This is a genomic window from Rhodococcus sp. EPR-134, from assembly GCF_001647205.1.
Lineage (GTDB): Bacteria > Actinomycetota > Actinomycetes > Mycobacteriales > Mycobacteriaceae > Rhodococcus_F > Rhodococcus_F qingshengii.
On record NZ_LVCT01000203.1, the window covers coordinates 1 to 16,709 of the forward strand.

At 62.7% G+C, this 16,709-nt stretch carries 16 protein-coding genes and 1 pseudogene; 10 read left to right on the forward strand and 7 right to left on the reverse strand.

The genetic code is table 11. The annotated features are described in order from the left end of the window. The 3 genes from A2J01_RS09255 to A2J01_RS09265 all read right to left on the reverse strand — a co-directional run. Positions 1 to 595 (reverse strand): sulfurtransferase (locus A2J01_RS09255; protein WP_064112571.1); only part of this gene is annotated, 595 nt, incomplete at its 3' end. A gap of 118 nt (positions 596 to 713) precedes the next feature. Then, positions 714 to 2,177, reverse strand: coding sequence for a condensation domain-containing protein (locus A2J01_RS09260; RefSeq protein WP_030535028.1), 1,464 nt, complete (start codon positions 2,175 to 2,177; stop codon positions 714 to 716). Continuing rightward, a complete protein-coding gene (locus A2J01_RS09265; RefSeq protein ID WP_064112572.1) occupies positions 2,177 to 3,670 on the reverse strand; it encodes a condensation domain-containing protein in 1,494 nt (497 codons plus the stop codon). Before A2J01_RS09265 ends, A2J01_RS09260 begins: the two co-directional genes overlap by 1 nt. 150 nt (positions 3,671 to 3,820) lie before the next feature. On the opposite strand from A2J01_RS09265, the gene A2J01_RS09270 reads away from it, so the two are divergent. Both A2J01_RS09270 and A2J01_RS09275 read left to right on the forward strand, forming a co-directional pair. Beyond that, positions 3,821 to 5,518, forward strand: a complete 1,698-nt coding sequence (locus tag A2J01_RS09270; RefSeq protein ID WP_064112573.1) for an MFS transporter — start codon at positions 3,821 to 3,823, stop codon at positions 5,516 to 5,518. Positions 5,519 to 5,579: 61 nt separating this feature from the next. Further along, positions 5,580 to 6,881, forward strand: coding sequence for an HNH endonuclease signature motif containing protein (locus tag A2J01_RS09275; protein WP_064112574.1), 1,302 nt, complete (start codon positions 5,580 to 5,582; stop codon positions 6,879 to 6,881). Positions 6,882 to 6,990: 109 nt separating this feature from the next. Here the strand turns inward: A2J01_RS09275 and A2J01_RS09280 are convergent, their stop codons facing one another. From A2J01_RS09280 to A2J01_RS09290, 3 genes are read right to left on the reverse strand one after another with little or no spacing between them, the layout of a single operon-like run. Further along, positions 6,991 to 7,632, reverse strand: coding sequence for a Maf family protein (locus tag A2J01_RS09280; RefSeq protein ID WP_007731146.1), 642 nt, complete (start codon positions 7,630 to 7,632; stop codon positions 6,991 to 6,993). A 16-nt stretch (positions 7,633 to 7,648) separates the two neighbouring features. After that, positions 7,649 to 7,990, reverse strand: coding sequence for an acyl-CoA carboxylase subunit epsilon (locus tag A2J01_RS09285; RefSeq protein ID WP_007731147.1), 342 nt, complete (start codon positions 7,988 to 7,990; stop codon positions 7,649 to 7,651). Continuing rightward, complete coding sequence (locus A2J01_RS09290; protein ID WP_003940853.1) at positions 7,987 to 9,627, reverse strand: acyl-CoA carboxylase subunit beta; 1,641 nt, start codon at positions 9,625 to 9,627, stop codon at positions 7,987 to 7,989. The genes A2J01_RS09285 and A2J01_RS09290 overlap by 4 nt, the downstream gene beginning before the upstream one ends. A gap of 115 nt (positions 9,628 to 9,742) precedes the next feature. Between A2J01_RS09290 and A2J01_RS09295 the strand changes: the two genes are divergently transcribed. From A2J01_RS09295 to A2J01_RS09315, 5 genes are all read left to right on the forward strand, one after another. Next, entirely contained in the window at positions 9,743 to 10,597 is an 855-nt protein-coding gene (locus A2J01_RS09295; protein WP_064112575.1) for a biotin--[acetyl-CoA-carboxylase] ligase, read from the forward strand. A gap of 118 nt (positions 10,598 to 10,715) precedes the next feature. Further along, positions 10,716 to 11,291 carry an HdeD family acid-resistance protein gene (locus A2J01_RS09300; protein WP_003941007.1) on the forward strand — a complete coding sequence of 192 codons (576 nt, stop codon included), beginning with the start codon at positions 10,716 to 10,718 and terminating at the stop codon, positions 11,289 to 11,291. A gap of 74 nt (positions 11,292 to 11,365) precedes the next feature. Then, complete coding sequence (locus A2J01_RS09305) at positions 11,366 to 11,932, forward strand: PH domain-containing protein (RefSeq protein ID WP_003941034.1); 567 nt, start codon at positions 11,366 to 11,368, stop codon at positions 11,930 to 11,932. A 37-nt stretch (positions 11,933 to 11,969) separates the two neighbouring features. Then, positions 11,970 to 12,650, forward strand: coding sequence for a response regulator transcription factor (locus tag A2J01_RS09310; protein ID WP_003940916.1), 681 nt, complete (start codon positions 11,970 to 11,972; stop codon positions 12,648 to 12,650). A gap of 26 nt (positions 12,651 to 12,676) precedes the next feature. Next, positions 12,677 to 13,999 carry a sensor histidine kinase gene (locus tag A2J01_RS09315; RefSeq protein WP_007731154.1) on the forward strand — a complete coding sequence of 441 codons (1,323 nt, stop codon included), beginning with the start codon at positions 12,677 to 12,679 and terminating at the stop codon, positions 13,997 to 13,999. A gap of 26 nt (positions 14,000 to 14,025) precedes the next feature. On the opposite strand, the gene A2J01_RS09320 is transcribed toward A2J01_RS09315, so the two are convergent. Beyond that, positions 14,026 to 14,625, reverse strand: a complete 600-nt coding sequence (locus A2J01_RS09320; RefSeq protein ID WP_007731156.1) for a GtrA family protein — start codon at positions 14,623 to 14,625, stop codon at positions 14,026 to 14,028. A 191-nt stretch (positions 14,626 to 14,816) separates the two neighbouring features. Here A2J01_RS09320 and A2J01_RS09325 point away from each other — a divergent pair, with 191 nt between their 5' ends. From A2J01_RS09325 to A2J01_RS09335, 3 genes and pseudogenes are all read left to right on the forward strand, one after another. Continuing rightward, a complete protein-coding gene (locus tag A2J01_RS09325; RefSeq protein ID WP_207623930.1) occupies positions 14,817 to 16,016 on the forward strand; it encodes a 5-(carboxyamino)imidazole ribonucleotide synthase in 1,200 nt (399 codons plus the stop codon). Continuing rightward, complete coding sequence (gene purE / locus A2J01_RS09330; protein WP_030535024.1) at positions 16,000 to 16,512, forward strand: 5-(carboxyamino)imidazole ribonucleotide mutase; 513 nt, start codon at positions 16,000 to 16,002, stop codon at positions 16,510 to 16,512. Before A2J01_RS09325 ends, purE begins: the two co-directional genes overlap by 17 nt. A 7-nt stretch (positions 16,513 to 16,519) precedes the next feature. Then, a pseudogene (locus A2J01_RS09335) lies at positions 16,520 to 16,709 on the forward strand (hypothetical protein); the annotation flags it as partial.

Here is a 16,709-nt window from a genome sequence, read left to right on the forward strand (position 1 = left end):
ACGCACCCTCTTCGGGGTAGTCGGGCATGTGGGTGCGCTCGCCGGTGTACTCCTGCGGAGATCGCACGTCGATGAGCGGCCCGTCGCCCAAGTGCGCGAGAACGTCGTCCTTGAATGCGCGGATGGGAGCGTCGTTGCGCTCGACGACCGGGTAATCCGTTGACGTGATGTCGGGAACGTCGAAAGCGGTGTCGCGGTTCTCGGCGATCCACGCATCGCGGCCACCGTCGAGAAGACGGACGTCCTCGTGGCCGAACAGAGTGAAGACCCACAGTGCGTAGGCCGCCCACCAGTTGCTCTTGTCGCCGTAGATGACCACGGTGTCGTCGCGGCCGATGCCCTTGCGGTTCATCAACTCTGCGAACTTCGCACCGTCGATGTAGTCGCGGGTGACCGGATCGTTGAGGTCGAGATGCCAGTCGATCTTCACGGCTCCGGGGATGTGGCCGACGTCGTACAACAACACGTCTTCGTCGGATTCGACAACCTTGAGGCCCGGCGCACCGAGATTCGCCGAGAGCCATTCCGTCGAGACCAACCGGTCGGGATGCGCGAACTCGGCAAACGCGGTTGAGGGATCGGGGGCAACGGGCACGGGCGTACTCCTGAAGACGAATCGTTCGGTTCGAACACGGACTTGATCGATTCTATGCGCTGTGCGCAAGGTGAGACGCCCGGAAGCAGGTTCTGCCTGCTCGTGCCCGTTGCCGACCCTAAATCCTCGGTGTTCCTGCTCCGACGCTCGAATCTCTCAATTGTTCGGTGACACTTCCGATCGGCGTCACGCCCCGGGCGCAGACTTCTCTCAGAATCCGGTCGAGTTCGGTGAGGAAATTCACCATGGTTTCGTTTGCCGTCTCGGTATCGGGAAAGCGTGAACGCAGCGAGAGACCACGGTTCGTTCGCGAAATCCAGAACTGGGCATCGTCGGCGACCGTCACATTGCTGATGTGATGGGCGTTGAGGAGATCATGATCGTCTGTGCCGGGTAGTTTGCGGTAATCGATGTACGACACCATGAAGACGTCGGTGCGCGTGCGTCGAATCTTGTCGCCCAAAGCATCTCGAACCTGGGCCATGGTGACGCCCTCGAGTGTCAACGCAACTCGGAACGACGCGTGCGTATGTGCAAGGGATGCACCGAAATCCGCATCGGGAGTGATCTGGACCGTGATCGGCGCGCTGGTGGTGAGCCAGCCGATCGCGTCGGCCCAACGCGGATCTTTGCGAATGTGAAGCGGAAATTGCAGCGGAAGCGTCGACTGCCCGGTGTACGAGTGGACGGAAAGTCCCATCGCAGTGAGGATTCCGGTGAACACGCTACCGCCGGCGGATAGGCAGATCTCGTCGAACGTCGCCGTCAACTCCTCGTCGAGCAGCACGCGCACATCGGCGCCCTGCGGCGCGGGCTTTCCGCCCTCGACGCCGAGATCCAAGGGGAAACTCGGTGATGTGCCACCGCAGATCTCGTAGAACCTTGCCCACTCTCGGATTCGAGGGTCGTTGTCGACTGGAAGCAGAGCGTCTGCCTCCAGTTCGCAGTACCGCACGAAACTTCCAGGGTCACCCAGTCGGCTCATCACTGCGTCGACGGCCTCGTGGTCGGTTAGATCGGGTAGGGCGATCAGTCCCTCGTAGATCTGTCGCAGTTCCCCGAGAGCAATGACCAACGAGTAGCCGTCGACGAGTGTGTGATCGAACGCGCTCAGGACCGTGTAGTGCTCTTCGCGTTCGACCGTGGCAAACGTGTATGCAGGGAAGGTCAGTGGATCGCATACCGTCGTGAATCGCTTCTTGAGATGCGCTCGGAGGTCTTCGGTCGAATCGAATTTCAGAGGTTCCGAAGTCTCGATGTGTGTGCCGTCTGGATCGAGTCCCATTCGGGTGGTGGTGAACTCGCCCACCTCGAATCCTGTGTGCAGAGTGTCATGGCGACTGATGAACAGGCGCAGCGCGAGATCGAGTGCAGGCCGATTCAGTTCTCCGGGAAGGTCGAATGCGGCTGCCATCCACACACTCCGGCCCATGCCGTGTGTTCGCGCAGTCTCGAGGTGAAAATGCTGGTTGTACGACGGTGGTACTTCCGACTCGGTGACGGCGCCGTCCGCGGGCTGGAGCGACCATTCGGTGACGATTCCGGGCTCGAGTCCGTATCGATCGATCGAGGTGACATGCATCAGGCCACTCCCTCTGGTGCCACGAACGAGTAGTCGCCTTGAGCTGCAACAGTTTTGATGATCTTCGAGACATGCTCGGCGAAGCGGGTGGCCGATTCGTGGGCAATGGGGGTGTCGGGGTGAGACACGGCGATCCAGGTTCCGGTGTGCATCCGGTTGATCCACATCGACGCGATCTGAGTCTCTTTGCCGCCGACGATTCCCGTTGCCTTCGTCTCGGCGTAACTGTATGGATCCGGCATGCGTCGGCCGTCGATGTATGAGACGATCGGCGGCGGGGTGAGCGTCTTCGACAGTCCGCCGGGTGCGGAATCCGACTCGGCCAAGCTCGACAGAACCAGATCGATGACCTGCTGCACAGAGACATCGAGGAGTGCCTTGCCGTCGTGGTACCCCTGCTGCCCGAGCTTTGCCAACTCGGTGAAGCGTCGCTTGTCGTCGACGTCGATGCCGACCGGGATCAGGTTGATGTACCAGCCCTGCGCAAACGAGTCGGCCTCGGTTCGTGTGCTGACCGGCGAGAGGGCGATGTACTTGTCGCGTCCGGCGAGTTCGAATTCCGCAATCGCGAGCGCGGTGAACATTCCGCCGATGAAGTTGGCGCCGTTGGCTTTACAAACCGCACCGAACTTCTCGCACTCGATGTCGTCAGCCAGGTCGAAGCGTGAACCGATAGCCGGTTTGGGCGCGTCTTCGGCCCCGAGAGGGAGCGGAAATCCGGGGAACGAGCCGCCGCTACGCATGAGGTAACCGAGCCACTGGTGCACTTCGGGTGACTGCATCGTCAGCTCGGTCGTCCGTGCGCGCTCGACGCGACCGAACTGCGCGTAACTTCCCGCGGGGCCCAGTTCGGGATGTGACCCGGTCGTTTCCGCTGCGTAGAGCTGACGCAATTCCGCGTACATCAACACCATCGAGTTCATGTCCGAATGGGCGTGGTCGACTGCATGGAACAGGGTGAAGCTCGGATCGGCTTCGAGGTCGGCATGGTGGTGCTCGACGGCACCGAACACGAAGGCCGGCCACTGCAGCGCGCTGGTTTCGGTGGCGAACTTGGTCGCGACGAGCGCGCGGATCGCCTCGGATTCGGAGACGTCGTCGCCCACGCGGTACTCGAGTTCGATGCTTTCGACCGGCACCACGTGTCGACGGACCTCGAACGAGGTGTCCGCAGCGTCGGTGGTTGCTTCGTCGAACGAGAACCAGCTGTGCAGCGTGTCGTGGCGACGGATGTAGCGCTGAAGTGCTCGCGTCATGGCGTCGCGGTCCAGTGTTCCTGCGAAATCGAAGGCGATACCGATCCACGGAGACTGCGGATCGCCCTTCTCTGCGGTGACGCGGGCGCGTCGCAGGTGGCGATCCTGCATCGTGGTCGGGGGTAGTTCTCGGTCGATCTCGGCTTCGGCGGCTCGTTGAGCGGAAGCATGCGTGACGCCCCATTCGATTACCCGCCCAGGAAGCGGGTGCCAATGGGTGATCAAGTTCAGATCCATCGAGTAGAACTCCTGCGTGTGTCGTCGAGAAGCCTGCTCTGAAAATGGGCAGACGACGAACTATCCCATCTGGGGGACTGAATTGTCCGAAATACTACAATCTAAACAAGAACAGGTTCTAGAAGCGTTGTGTTCGATTAGGATCATTCGGTGCTTCCGGACCCTTTAGGTGACGCTGTCGGCGCCGACCACAAGGGCGGGCGGCGAGCTGGTTCTCTGACGCCCTGGCTCGGGTTGGCGACGAGTCTGGCGGCGGCATTCATGCAATTGCTCGACGCGACCATCGTCAACGTCGCGCTTCCGAGTATCGCCGTCGATCTTCAAGCAGGCGTATCGGCGCAGTTGCTCATGGTCAGCGTGTACATCCTGGCTTTCGCGTGTTCGTTGATCACTGCAGCGCGGCTGGGGGACCTGTTCGGCCGTAGGGTTGTTTTTCTGACCGCCCTGTCCGTATTCGTCGTTGCCTCGTTGCTGTGCGGGCTCGCGCAGAGCGCGACGATGTTGATCGTCTTCCGGGGTCTGCAAGGATTGGCGGCCGGTTCGATGTCCGCCCAGACGTTCGCCATCATCTCGGGTCTGTTTCCGAAGGCCAGGCATCCGCGAGTCTTCGGGATCTACGGTGCGACCATCGGGCTCGCAACGGTCAGTGGGCCTCTGATCGGTGGGCTGCTGATCGAGTGGAATCTGTTCGACTGGGGCTGGCGCCTGATCTTCTTCGTCAACATCCCGATCGGCATCGCCGCCTTGATTCTCGGATATTTCCATCTCGTCGATGCTCGCGCTGAGCATGTGCGCTCACTGGACCTCATCGGCGCCGCACTGTCATCACTGGCGCTGTTCCTGCTGATCCTTCCCCTGGCCGAGGGAAGGGCGCGCGGATGGCCCACAGGTCTTGTCGTAATGCTCGCGATGTCGGCGCCGGTGGCAGTGGCGTTTGTGCTCTACGAATCGCGTTTGGCGAAACGAGGCGGCGATCCGGTCCTTCGTCTCGAGCTTTTCCGCGACCGAGCCTTCACAATCGGCGCGGTTCTTGCGTTCGTTTTCTTCGGAACCCTGACTTCCTTGATCTTCACCATCAGTCTCACCCTTCAGTTCGGCTTCGGGTTCTCCGCATTGCGAGCGGGCGTCATGACGCTGCCGTGGGCCGTCGGAATGGGCGTGGCGGCGGTTCTCTCATCGGCGGTGTACCGGATGCTCGGAAACCGTGTTCTGATCCTGGGGATGGTCGTCTTTGCCGGCTCGCTGATCGCGCTGTCGATCATCCTCGAACGCGAAGGAACCGATCCACGCTGGCTCGCGCTCGCCGGTCCGCTGCTTCTCGGGGGCGCAGGTCTCGGACTGTTCGTGGCACCACTGCAAACCGCGATCCTTGCGACGGTCGAACCCGCGCATGCGGGTTCGGTGTCGGGACTGCTTCCTACCGTTCAGCAGGTTGGCAGCTCCATCGGACTGGCCTTGATCGGAGTGGTGTTCTTCTCGCTCGTCGCGGGGCAAGCTCCGCAAGCAGTGCAGGGGGAGCGGCCCGAGTACGTTGCGAACCTAGAAGCTGCCGGCGTTGGTCCCGGCCCGATCGACATCGCCGAAAAGGCCTTTGTCGATTGCGCAACAAGCCAATTGGCATCCGGAACACCGATGGAGGTGGCGCCGGAATGTCGCCGGGACGGCTCCGCCGGTGCCGGGGGTCAATCCGTTCAGGTGGCAGTTGATGCCGCGTACGCATCGACTCGCGCGGCGGCCGGCGAAGCATTTCTCGAAGCGCAGCGCCGTGTGCTCGCGATCATCGCAGCAATTGCGCTCGGTATCGGATTGGCGTCGACTGCTCTGCCGCGGGTCAATTCGCCGGTCTGAAAATTGCCCTTGACTCGAACGGGTGTTCGAGTACCCTGTGTGCAGGGGATCGGGGGATTCAATGAGTGTCTTGTTGTCGGACGTGGTGTCTGGTTCTGCGGTGGGGTTACGCGGACGTCTGTGGCAGTTGTCTGCTGCTGAGTTACGTGCGGCTGCGGTGTCGGCGAGCGCGGAGATTCTGCGTCTCGAGGCTGTGCGTGTGGCGGTGGTCGACGAACTCTCGTTGCGCCCGGATGATCAGGTGATCGCCAGCCGCGGGGTGGGTGCGTGGTTGGCGGCCAACACGATGCTGCAGGTTCGGGACGGGAAGAAGATCGCCGCGTTGGGTGCGGCTTTGCGGCCGTTTCCGGCGGTGGCGGCTCGGTTCGATTGCGGGGATTGCTCCTTCGAGCATGCCGTGTTGATCGTGGCGTTCTGTGAATCACCACCGAAAGGCATGCCGGAGGAGGCGCTACCTCGCTGTATCGATTTGTTGTTGGCTGCTGCGTCGGGTGTGGAGGCCACGACCACGAAGGTGCGGAACGTGATCGCGACCTTGGAGCGAGTGTTCGAATCCGATGAAATTCCGCCCGCCGAGGATGTCGACCTCAACGAGCTCCGGATCGCGTCGACATTGAACGGTCGAGTGGTGGTGCGCGGCGATTTCGACGCCCTCACCGGCGAGATGTTGCTGTCGGCGTTGTCGAATCTGACGATGCCCACCCCGGCACCGGACGGCACTCCCGATGCCAGGTCGGCGGCGAAACGCACCGCGGACGGGTTCACCGAACTGATCCGGCGTTATCTGGACTGCGCGAAAACCGGTACCGATGGTGGTCAGCGTCCACACGTGAACGTGCACATCAATGCTCATGATCTCGCTGAGCATCGAGACTGCGCCGCCACACCAACTGATGGTGGTGGAGTGGCCGTGTCTGATCTTGATGTCGGGCACATGCCCTGGCTCGGGCCACTGTCCGTGTCGCAGACCAGACTCCTCGGCTGCGACTGCTTCCTCTCCACCGTCCTGCTCGACGATCACGGCGCACCGCTCGATGCGAAACCAGGAAAGAGGTTGGTCACCGCCGATCAACGCGTCGCGTTGATCGCCCGAGACAAAGGCTGCGCCTTCCCCGGCTGCACATGCGTACCCGCCTGGACCGATGCGCACCACATTAAGCACTGGGCCAACGGTGGCCCGACGGTGATGAACAACCTGGTCCTGCTGTGCCGTTCACACCACCGACTGATGCACCGAAAATCAGGGTTCGTCGGGAAGTGGGAGATTCGGATCGGTGTCGACAACAAGCCGTGGTTCATTCCGCCGCCCTCGATCGACCCGCAGCAGCACCCGCGGCCGGCCAACACCACCTTCAAAACCTGAAGGGTCAAACCTTTTCGGTGACAACAAAAACGACCAGCTTCGCATCGGCATGGACCCGATGCGGGGCTGGTCAGTGGTGCTTAGAGAAAACGTGCTTGGAGAAAACGCGTCAGAAGATGCTCTGCGTGCGCCAGAGATCCGAGACGGAAACCCCGACACGCTCGAGAAGTGTTCGTACCAAAGGTAATCCGATACCGATGACACTCGAGGGATCACCCTCGATCCTCTCCACGAACCAGCCGCCGAGACTGTCGAGCGTGAATGCTCCGGCGACTTGGAGCGGCTCGCCCGTTGCCAGGTATGCCTCGAGATCTTCGGTGGACGGTTGCGCGAAATGAACCACTGTTGCGCTGTGATCCGAGGCCATGCGGACGATGCGGCCGTCGGCGACGCGTAGGACACAGTGCCCGGTCAAGAGAGTGGCGCTGCGTCCGGCCATTGCGGCCCATCGCTTTCGGGCGATATCGACGCTGCCCGGCTTGCCTTGAAGTTGCCCGTCGATCAGGAGCATCGAATCGCACCCGACAACGACTACGTCGGTGAGATTGTCGGCGGCAAGACCGGGAACGATCTCGGCGGCCTTGGCCTCCGCCAGTACCGTCACGACTTTTTCGGGGGCGGCGTCGGGTCCGAGGTTGTCGGCGATCTTGTCCTCGTCGACGCCGGAGACACGCACAAGCGGCGAAACCCCGGCCGCCCGCAGAACTGCGAGGCGAGCCGGGGACGCTGAAGCTAGAACCAGTTGAGTCACGTCAGCAGAGTGATCGTCAGCTGCGACGGATCGCGGGGTTCAGGTACGCGTACGGCGAGAACGGCGCACGCGTGCGGTGGAACTGAGTCGGATCGCCCCAGGTCTCCGCGGGAACGTTCGACTCGGGAGCTTGACCGCTGCCGGCAGCCGCAGCAAGCACGCTGACCAGTGCCGCGATCTCGACGTCGGTGGGCGAACCCTTGACGATCTTGATGACCGACGCGTCGGAGGTCGACGTCTCGGTCAGCTCCGTGAGCGAAGCATCCGTCGCGGTTCCCTCGACGACCGCACCGTTGGTCGGTGCAGTCTCCGCCAGTGCGACATCTTCGCTGAGAATGTCCTCGGTGGTTGCGGTCATAGGGGAATGTTCCCATGCTTCTTGGGCGGAAGGGAAACGGCCTTGCGCTCTAGCAGTCGCAATGCGGAAACGATTTGTCCGCGGGTGTGCGACGGAGGAATGACAGCGTCGACGTATCCGCGCTCAGCGGCGACGTACGGGTTGACGAGTGTGTCCTCGTACTCGTTCTGCAGCTTGAGGCGCAGTGCATCGACGTCTTCGCCGTTCTTCGCGGCTTCGAGAAGCTGCTTGCGGTAGACGAATCCGACAGCTCCGGATGCACCCATGACGGCGATCTGAGCGGTCGGCCATGCCAGGTTCACGTCGGCGCCCATGTGCTTGGAGCCCATGACGTCGTACGCTCCGCCGTAAGCCTTGCGGGTGATGACCGTGATCTTGCCGACCGTTGCCTCGCCGTACGCGTAGAGGAGCTTCGCGCCGCGACGGATGATGCCGTTGTATTCCTGCTCGGTTCCGGGGAGGAAACCGGGAACGTCGACGAGGGTGATGATCGGGACGTTGAACGCGTCGCAGGTACGCACGAAGCGAGCGGCCTTCTCCGAGGCGTCGATGTCGAGGCAGCCCGCGAACTGGGTGGGCTGGTTGGCGACGATGCCGACCGAGCGTCCGTCGACGCGACCGAAACCGACGATGATGTTCATCGCGCGCTCGGCCTGGACCTCGAGGAACTCGTCGTCGTCGAGGATGCGACGAATGACCTCGTGCATGTCGTACGGCTGGTTGGCCGAGTCCGGGATGAGGGTGTCGAGTTCGATGTCCTCGGCGGTCAGGCTGTCTTCGATCGAACCGACGATGGGGTCGGTGATCTCGCCGCGGGGAGCTGCTGCCTGGTTGTTGGACGGCAGGTAGCTGAGCAGGTCCTTGACGTAGTCGAGTGCGTCCTGCTCGCCGGAAGCGACGTAGTGGGCGACGCCGGACTTGACCATGTGGGTGCGAGCGCCGCCGAGGTCTTCCATCGTGACGTCTTCACCGGTGACCGTCTTGATGACGTCGGGGCCGGTGACGAACATCTGGGAGGTCTCGTCGACCATCACGACGAAGTCGGTCAGTGCGGGGGAGTACACGTGGCCGCCGGCGGCGGGTCCCATGATCAGTGAGATCTGGGGGATGACACCCGAGGCCTGGACGTTGCGGTGGAAGATCTCGCCGTAGAGGCCGAGCGAGACGACGCCTTCCTGAATGCGCGCGCCTGCACCTTCGTTGATGCCGACGAGGGGCCGTCCGGTGCGGATCGCGAGGTCCATGACCTTGACGATCTTCTCACCGTAGATTTCGCCGAGCGATCCGCCGAAAACGGTGGCGTCCTGTGAGAAGACACAGACGTCGCGGCCGTCGATGGTGCCGTAACCGGTGACGACGCCGTCGCCGACCGGGCGGTTGTCAGCGAGACCGAAGTTCACGCTTCGGTGCCGTGCCAGTGCGTCGAGTTCGACGAAGGAGCCCTCGTCGAGGAGGGCGGTGATGCGCTCGCGGGCGGTCAGCTTGCCTTTGGCGTGCACCTTGTCGATGGCGGCTTCGCCGCTCGGTGCCTGCGCCTGGGCTTGGCGATTCCGCAGGTCCGCGAGCTTTCCCGCGGTCGTGTGGATATCGGGTGCGGCCGCCGCCTCCGGCGCGTTCGGCTCTTGGACAGTGGTCATGGACGTGAGCTTAACGAGAGTGCGTGGGGGGCTTCGAAGGCAGGTCCGATTGTCGCTGTCTTGCAGGCTCAAGCTACTGACCAGTACATTCTCGCCGTCGTCATAGGCTGGGGCTATGTGGACCGACTTGAACCGACCGCCCCTCGACGGCAATGCCCTACGACGCGCACTGGTGCGCAGTGACAACGACGACGCGCGCGTCTTCTGGAAACGCCTCGACGTTGTCGAGGAGACCGGTTCGACGAACGCGGATCTCCTTGCGCGAGCGGCAGATCCGGATGCCGACCGTCACGTTCTGATCGCCGAATATCAGGCGAGTGCCCGTGGCCGTCATTCGCGCACGTGGGTGAGTCCGCCGCAAGCGCAGATCTCGATGTCGGTTCTGCTGTCGATGCCCGGAATGAATCTCGCGGACATGGGTTGGCTCCCGCTACTGTCGGGAATCGCGGTCGTCGACGCGCTGCGCAACGTGGCCGAAGTGCCCGCAGAACTCAAGTGGCCGAACGACGTTCTCATCGGTGACAAGAAGGTCGCCGGCATTCTGGCCGAGGTGGCGAGGACGGCGCCCGATCCCGCGGTGGTGGTGGGGATCGGGCTGAACGTGAGCCTCGGCGTCGAGGAGCTGCCCGTCCCGACCGCTACGTCACTGCTGATCGAAGAAGCATCGACTGTCGACCGCGACACTCTCGTTCGCGCAATCGCCCGTGAATTGGCGACGCAATTCCGTGCTTGGGAATCGTCGAAATGGGATACATCTGTGTTGGCTGCCGAATACCGGCAGCGCTGCGGGACGCTGGGCAAACGAGTCCGCGCGGTTTTGCCGGGCGACAAGGAGGTGTTCGGTATCGCGACCGACGTCGACACTTCCGGACGCGTCGTCATCGAAATCGAGGGAACAGATGGGGAGACCTTTGCGGTCGCAGCAGGTGATATCACGCACCTTCGCGCCGCCCCGGTCACCGAATCGTGAACGTTGCCGGATTTTCTGGCACCAAAGTGCTAATTTTTGGCCCGGACCGGTTTTCGAACCAACCGTCCGTCCTTCATTTCACTCAACTGCGGGATTTACCGAGCTGCCTAGGGGCGTCATGACCACACCGATCGTTGTTCCGACCGAAGCCGAGACGGCCGAGAGCGCTCGCCGCGTACTCACCGGCGTGACGGTGCTGCTCGGTGTCCTCACATTGGGCCTGGGTATCGCGGTACTCGCGTGGCCGGATGCCACCCTGTTCGTGGTCGCGGTTGTCATTGCGATCCAGCTGTTCGGATTCGGAATCGTTCAGATCATCCGTTCGTTCGCGGACGTGACGGCTTCGGGTGGAACTCGCACGCTCGTCGCGATCTCCGGCGCGTTGGCAGTGCTCCTCGGATTCTTGGTTCTCCGTAGCCCTTTGCAGACGGTGGTTCTGATCGCGTTGGTGATCGGTGCCTGGTGGGTATTCCGTGGCGTTCTCGATCTGGTCGACGCGGCGTCCGGGCACACCGTCGATCGCGGTCTGTCGATCGTGCTCGGAGTCATCAGCATCGTCGCGGGTGCAATCGTCCTTCTGCAGCCCGAACTCTCGCTCGACGTCTTCCGCATCGTGGTCGGCGTGTGGATGGTGCTGTACGGCATCATCATAGTCGTGACCCCGTTGGTGCTGCGAAAGATCGCGCAGCCCTGAGCGTTGCCCTGAAGACGGGTGTGCCTGAAAGTCGGTGTGCCTGAAAGTTGGTGCGGGGTGGCAGACTTCCCGTCATGGGATATCCCGAAGACGCCCTCGCTCAGGACGAGGAACTGATACTGCATCGCCATCCTCATTGGAAGATGTTGGTGCTTCCGGCGCTGACGTTCGTACTTGCGACGGCCGTCGCCGGGTTCTTGTTGGGCCTCGCACAGACGAGATTGGACGGCACGGCTCGCACCGTGTCGTCCATTGCCGTCGGAATCATCTGGCTCGGTGTCGTGGCCTGGCGGTCGGTTGCGCCCTTCACGGTTTGGAAGTTCACGCATTTCATCGTCACCGATCGGCGAGTGCTCATCCGCCACGGAGTGCTCACGCACACGGGTATCGACATTCCCATGGGACGGATCAGCAATGTTCAGTTCCGTCACGGCCTGATCGATCGAATGCTCAAGACCGGAACTCTGGTCATCGCATCTGCCAGTGACGATCCGCTCGAGTTCGACGACATTCCTGACGTCGAGCACGTTCACGCCCTGCTGTATCACCAGGTTTTCGATTCCATGCAGCAGCCACCATCGCAGGCACCGCAGTGGCCTTCAGGTGAAAACGACGACCCGAATGATCGAAATGGCTGGTAATCAACGTGCAAAGGCGTGTTGTCCGTAGTCTGTTCGTGTGACTGCCGTATTGCTAGCCGAAGACGACGAGGCCATTGCTGCACCCCTTTCCCGCGCCTTGGGGCGTGAAGGGTATTCGGTGACGGTCGAACCGACCGGACCCGCTGCGTTGCAGCAGGCGCTCGAAGGTGATTTCGACCTGTTGATTCTCGATCTCGGCCTTCCGGGCATGGACGGCCTCGAGGTCTGCCGACAGATTCGTGCGCATCGCACCTCGCTCGCCGTGCTGATGTTGACCGCCAGGACCGACGAAGTCGACTTCGTGGTCGGGTTGGACGCGGGCGCCGACGACTACGTCAGCAAGCCGTTTCGTCTCGCCGAGTTGATGGCACGTGTGCGAGCACTCCTGCGTCGCCACGGTGGCCGCGAGGACACGATCGTCGAGGTCGGTGGCATCAGGCTCGAGCCCGCGGCACGACGCGTACTCGTCAACGGCTCCGAAATCGCCTTGGCCAACAAGGAATACGAGCTTCTGCGGGTCCTCCTCGAGCACGCCGGGGAAGTGGTCTCGCGCGATACGATCCTTCGTGAGGTGTGGGGCGACGTCGAGCTTCGTGGATCGAAGACGCTCGACATGCACATGTCGTGGCTGCGCCGCAAGATCGGCGACGAGGGCCCCGCCGTGGAACGCAGGATTGCCACCGTCCGCGGTGTCGGTTTCCGAATCAACACCGACTAACTTCTCGAGAATCAGGAACTGCCGGCATGCGGCGTCGCATATTGCAGTCGATTCTCGCTGTCGTGATCATGACGGCGTTGCTGCTGGGGGTTCCGCTGATCTACACGGCGTGGCTCTGGGTGGAGGACGTGACGCGAAGTGATCTCCGGGTGCGCCTCGACCGGATGGCCGCTGAGGTCATCGCGCAAGAGGGGACGAACGGACTCGTCGAAGGTGCGTTGAACACAGATTCGCTCAAGGTTCTCACCCCGAACGACGGGCGCCTCGTCGTCGTGTATCCGACCGTCGTCGACGGCGCCGCACGCGTCGACGTCGGTGAGGCGACGGTCAAGAACGCACTCGTCGAATCGCTCGCGATGGGAACGTCCGGCTCGTTGCGTCTCGAGGTGCCGTCGGAGAACCTGCGCACCCAGCAGAAACAGGCGGTGATGGCTGTCGGCGTGCTCGTGCTTCTGTCCATCACGGCAGGCACCGTGGTTGCTGTGGTCACTGCGCGTCGGCTTGCCGATCCGCTGCAGGATGTGGCCGACCGGGCGGCGCGCCTCGCCGAAGGCGACTTCCGGCCGGATCCTCGTCGGCACGACATCCCCGAACTCGACCGCGTGTCCGACGTTCTCGATGCGGCAACCGTGGAGATTTCGGTGCGGCTGCAACGAGAGCGCGCGCTGGTTGCGGACGTCTCGCATCAACTGCGCAGTCGACTGACTGCAGTGCGGCTGCGCCTGGACGAGTTGTCCGTTCACGAAGATCCTGACGTCGTGAACGAGGCCGAGGAAGCCATGGCGCAAGTGGACAGGCTCACCGACGGAATCGACGACCTGATTCGCTCGTCGCGCACCAGTGGGTCATCGGCGAGTCTGGTGTCGGTAGTCGGCGAGCTGGAACAGGTGACTCGCGACTGGCAGGCTCAGTTCGACGGAGAGGGACGCAGGCTGCGCCTACGCGGCGATCGCACGGTGATGGCTGCGACCACAGGTTCGCGTCTGCGTGAAGCTGTTTCCGTTCTGGTCGACAATTCGTTCGAACACGGTGAAGGCACGTGCACGGTGTCGGTGCGATTGATCGACGGTACGGGTCGCAGTTCGTCTCGCCGTGACTCGATGGTGTGCGTCGAGGTCACCGACGAAGGCTCCGGTGTGGAGAACGATCTGGCGCCGCACATCTTCGACAGAGGATTTTCGGGGGCGGGGTCCACCGGCGTCGGGTTGGCGCTCGCACGTGCACTGATCGAAGCCGACGGGGGCCGCCTGGAACTGCAGAGGCGTAAGCCTGCCTTGTTCGCCGTCTTCCTGCCGGTGGCCAACACGGCGCCGACCGCGGACGTCGTTCCGCACCGCGAACCGCGCTGACCGAAAGGTCGGCGCAGACGGAAAACTCAGGAGTGCCCGAGCTCCTCTTCGGCATCAGGAATTACCGGGTCAGGCGCCGTGGTTTCGGATAACGCTGTGGTTTCGGACAATCCTGTGGTGTCGGACAGCTCGAGCGGTTCCGGATTCTCGTCGGGAAACACGAACTTGCGGAAGGCCCAGAATCGGAACGCCATCTGCAGCAGGTTGCCGATGACATATGCACTGATGAAGTCGGCGATGTTCTCCGTCGCCAGGCTGACTTCGGGTACGCGCAGGTTGAAGACGTAACTGGAGATGTACAGCGGGATGAAGCTGATGACGACACCGATGGCGCTGATGATGAAGAACAGCGCAGCTTCGTGCGCTGGTTCACGGCCACCACGGTTCTTGAACGACCACTCGCGGTTGAGAATGTACGACGCGATCACCGCGACGACGCCGGCGATGATCTTGGCCGTGATCGGCTTGGATTCGAGGATCGACAGCTTGAGTGTGTAGAAGATGCCCGAGTCGATGAGGAAGGTCGTTCCGCCGACGATCGCGAATTTGATCAGCTCGCTGTGACGCAGAGCGATGTCACGAAACGGTTGGGGTATGCGGGCAATGACCCCGTCGACAAATGGCACAACAGATGAGTTTACGAAACGAAACCGCGTTACCACCAATTTGCCGCGGATTCATCAGCAGAATCACAGATTGGGAACGCTGAATGAACGGGCGAACGCGGCACATGACAACATAGAGAGCCGTGACCGGCAACAACGATCCCGCGCAGATCCCCGCCCGCCCGACCACCCCTCGACCGGCAAAAGCATCCATGCCCGTCGTCACCATGATCGGTGGCGGACAGTTGGCCAGGATGACTCACCAGGCGGCGGTGGCCCTGGGCCAGACGCTCCGAGTGCTCTCCGGGACTTCGGACGAGCCGGCAGCTCAGGTCAGCCCCGACGTCGTGCTCGGCAGCCACACCGACCTCGATGCTCTCCGCCGTGCAGCGGTCGGTTCCAATGCACTGACCTTCGACCACGAGCACGTGCCGACCGAGCACCTCGAGGTTCTTGTTGCCGAAGGCGTGAACGTTCAGCCGCCGCCGCAGGCTCTGATCTTCGCTCAGGACAAACTGCTCATGCGTCGCAAACTTGCCGAACTGGGCGCACCCGTACCCGCGTACGCCGAAGTGACGTGGGCGGAAGACGTCGTGCGTTTCGGCTCCGAACACGGTTGGCCGCTTGTCATCAAGGCAACACGCGGAGGCTACGACGGCCGCGGCGTCTGGATCACCGACGATCAGGACGAAGCAGAAGCCATCGTCACCGAGCAGCTGAACAAGGGTGTTCCGCTGATCGTCGAGGAAATGGTCTCGATGCGTCGGGAGCTGTCCGCCATGGTGGCGCGGTCGCCGTTCGGACAGGGCGCTACTTGGCCGGTCGTGGAAACGGTTCAGCGCAACGGCCAGTGTGCCGTCGTGATCGCACCTGCCCCCGAGCTTTCGAGTGCCGTTGCCGAGGAAGCTGAACAGTTGGCGCTGCGCATCGCGTCGGAGCTCGGTGTGGTCGGCTCCATGGCCGTCGAACTGTTCGAGACGACCGACGGCACTCTCGTGGTCAACGAGTTGGCGATGCGCCCGCACAACTCCGGTCACTGGACGATGGACGGCGCCCGCACCTCTCAGTTCGAGCAGCACCTGCGCGCGGTTCTCGACTACCCGCTCGGAGATACGTCGCCGATCGCGCCGGTCACCGTGATGGCCAACGTTCTCGGTGCGCCGGAAGCTCCCGAGATGACGATGGACGAGCGCGTCCATCACCTGTTCGCGCGGATGCCTGACGCGAAGATCCACCTGTACGGCAAGGGTGAGCGCAAGGATCGCAAGATCGGACACGTCAACATCGTGGGCGTCGCCGGATCCATCGACGATCCGAATTACGTTGCCGCAGTTCGGGAACGCGCCGAGCGCGCAGCACATTGGCTTTCGTACGCAGTTTGGACCGACGGATGGGATGTACACGGTGAGTGAGAGCGCGCAGGTCGGCCTGATCATGGGCAGCGATTCGGATTGGCCGACCATGGAAGCTGCAGCCGAAGCTTTGGCCGAGTTCGGTATCCGCTTCGAGGTCGGTGTCGTCTCGGCGCACCGCACGCCTCAGCGGATGCTCGACTACGCCAGGGAAGCCGCGGGCCGCGGAATCAAGGTCGTCATCGCCGGTGCCGGTGGCGCCGCGCATCTTCCGGGCATGGTTGCCTCGGCCACGCCGTTGCCCGTCATCGGTGTTCCGGTGCCGCTCAAGTACCTCGACGGTATGGATTCGCTGCTTTCGATCGTCCAGATGCCGGCCGGCGTCCCGGTGGCGACAGTGTCGATCGGTGGCGCTCGCAACGCCGGTCTGCTGGCTGCACGGATCCTCGGCGCATCGGACCCCGCACTTCAGCAGCGGATGGTGGCCTTCCAGGAGAGCCTCGAGTCGATGGTCCTCGACAAGGACAAGGCGCTCCGCGAGAAACTGCTGGGCTGAACCTCTCGTGTGTGCACGACGCGGGCTGCCGCTGATCCGAGCGAGTCGGGGCAGCGCGCAGTCCGCATTCGTCACCCGCATCGCCCTGTTCTACGCCGGGATTCTCCGCGCGGACATCCGCTTCGACGACGAGTCCGGGATCTTCGTCGCTTCCGGGCTGCGCAGCGGGTTCGCCAGAGGGGGAACAACTCTCGGTG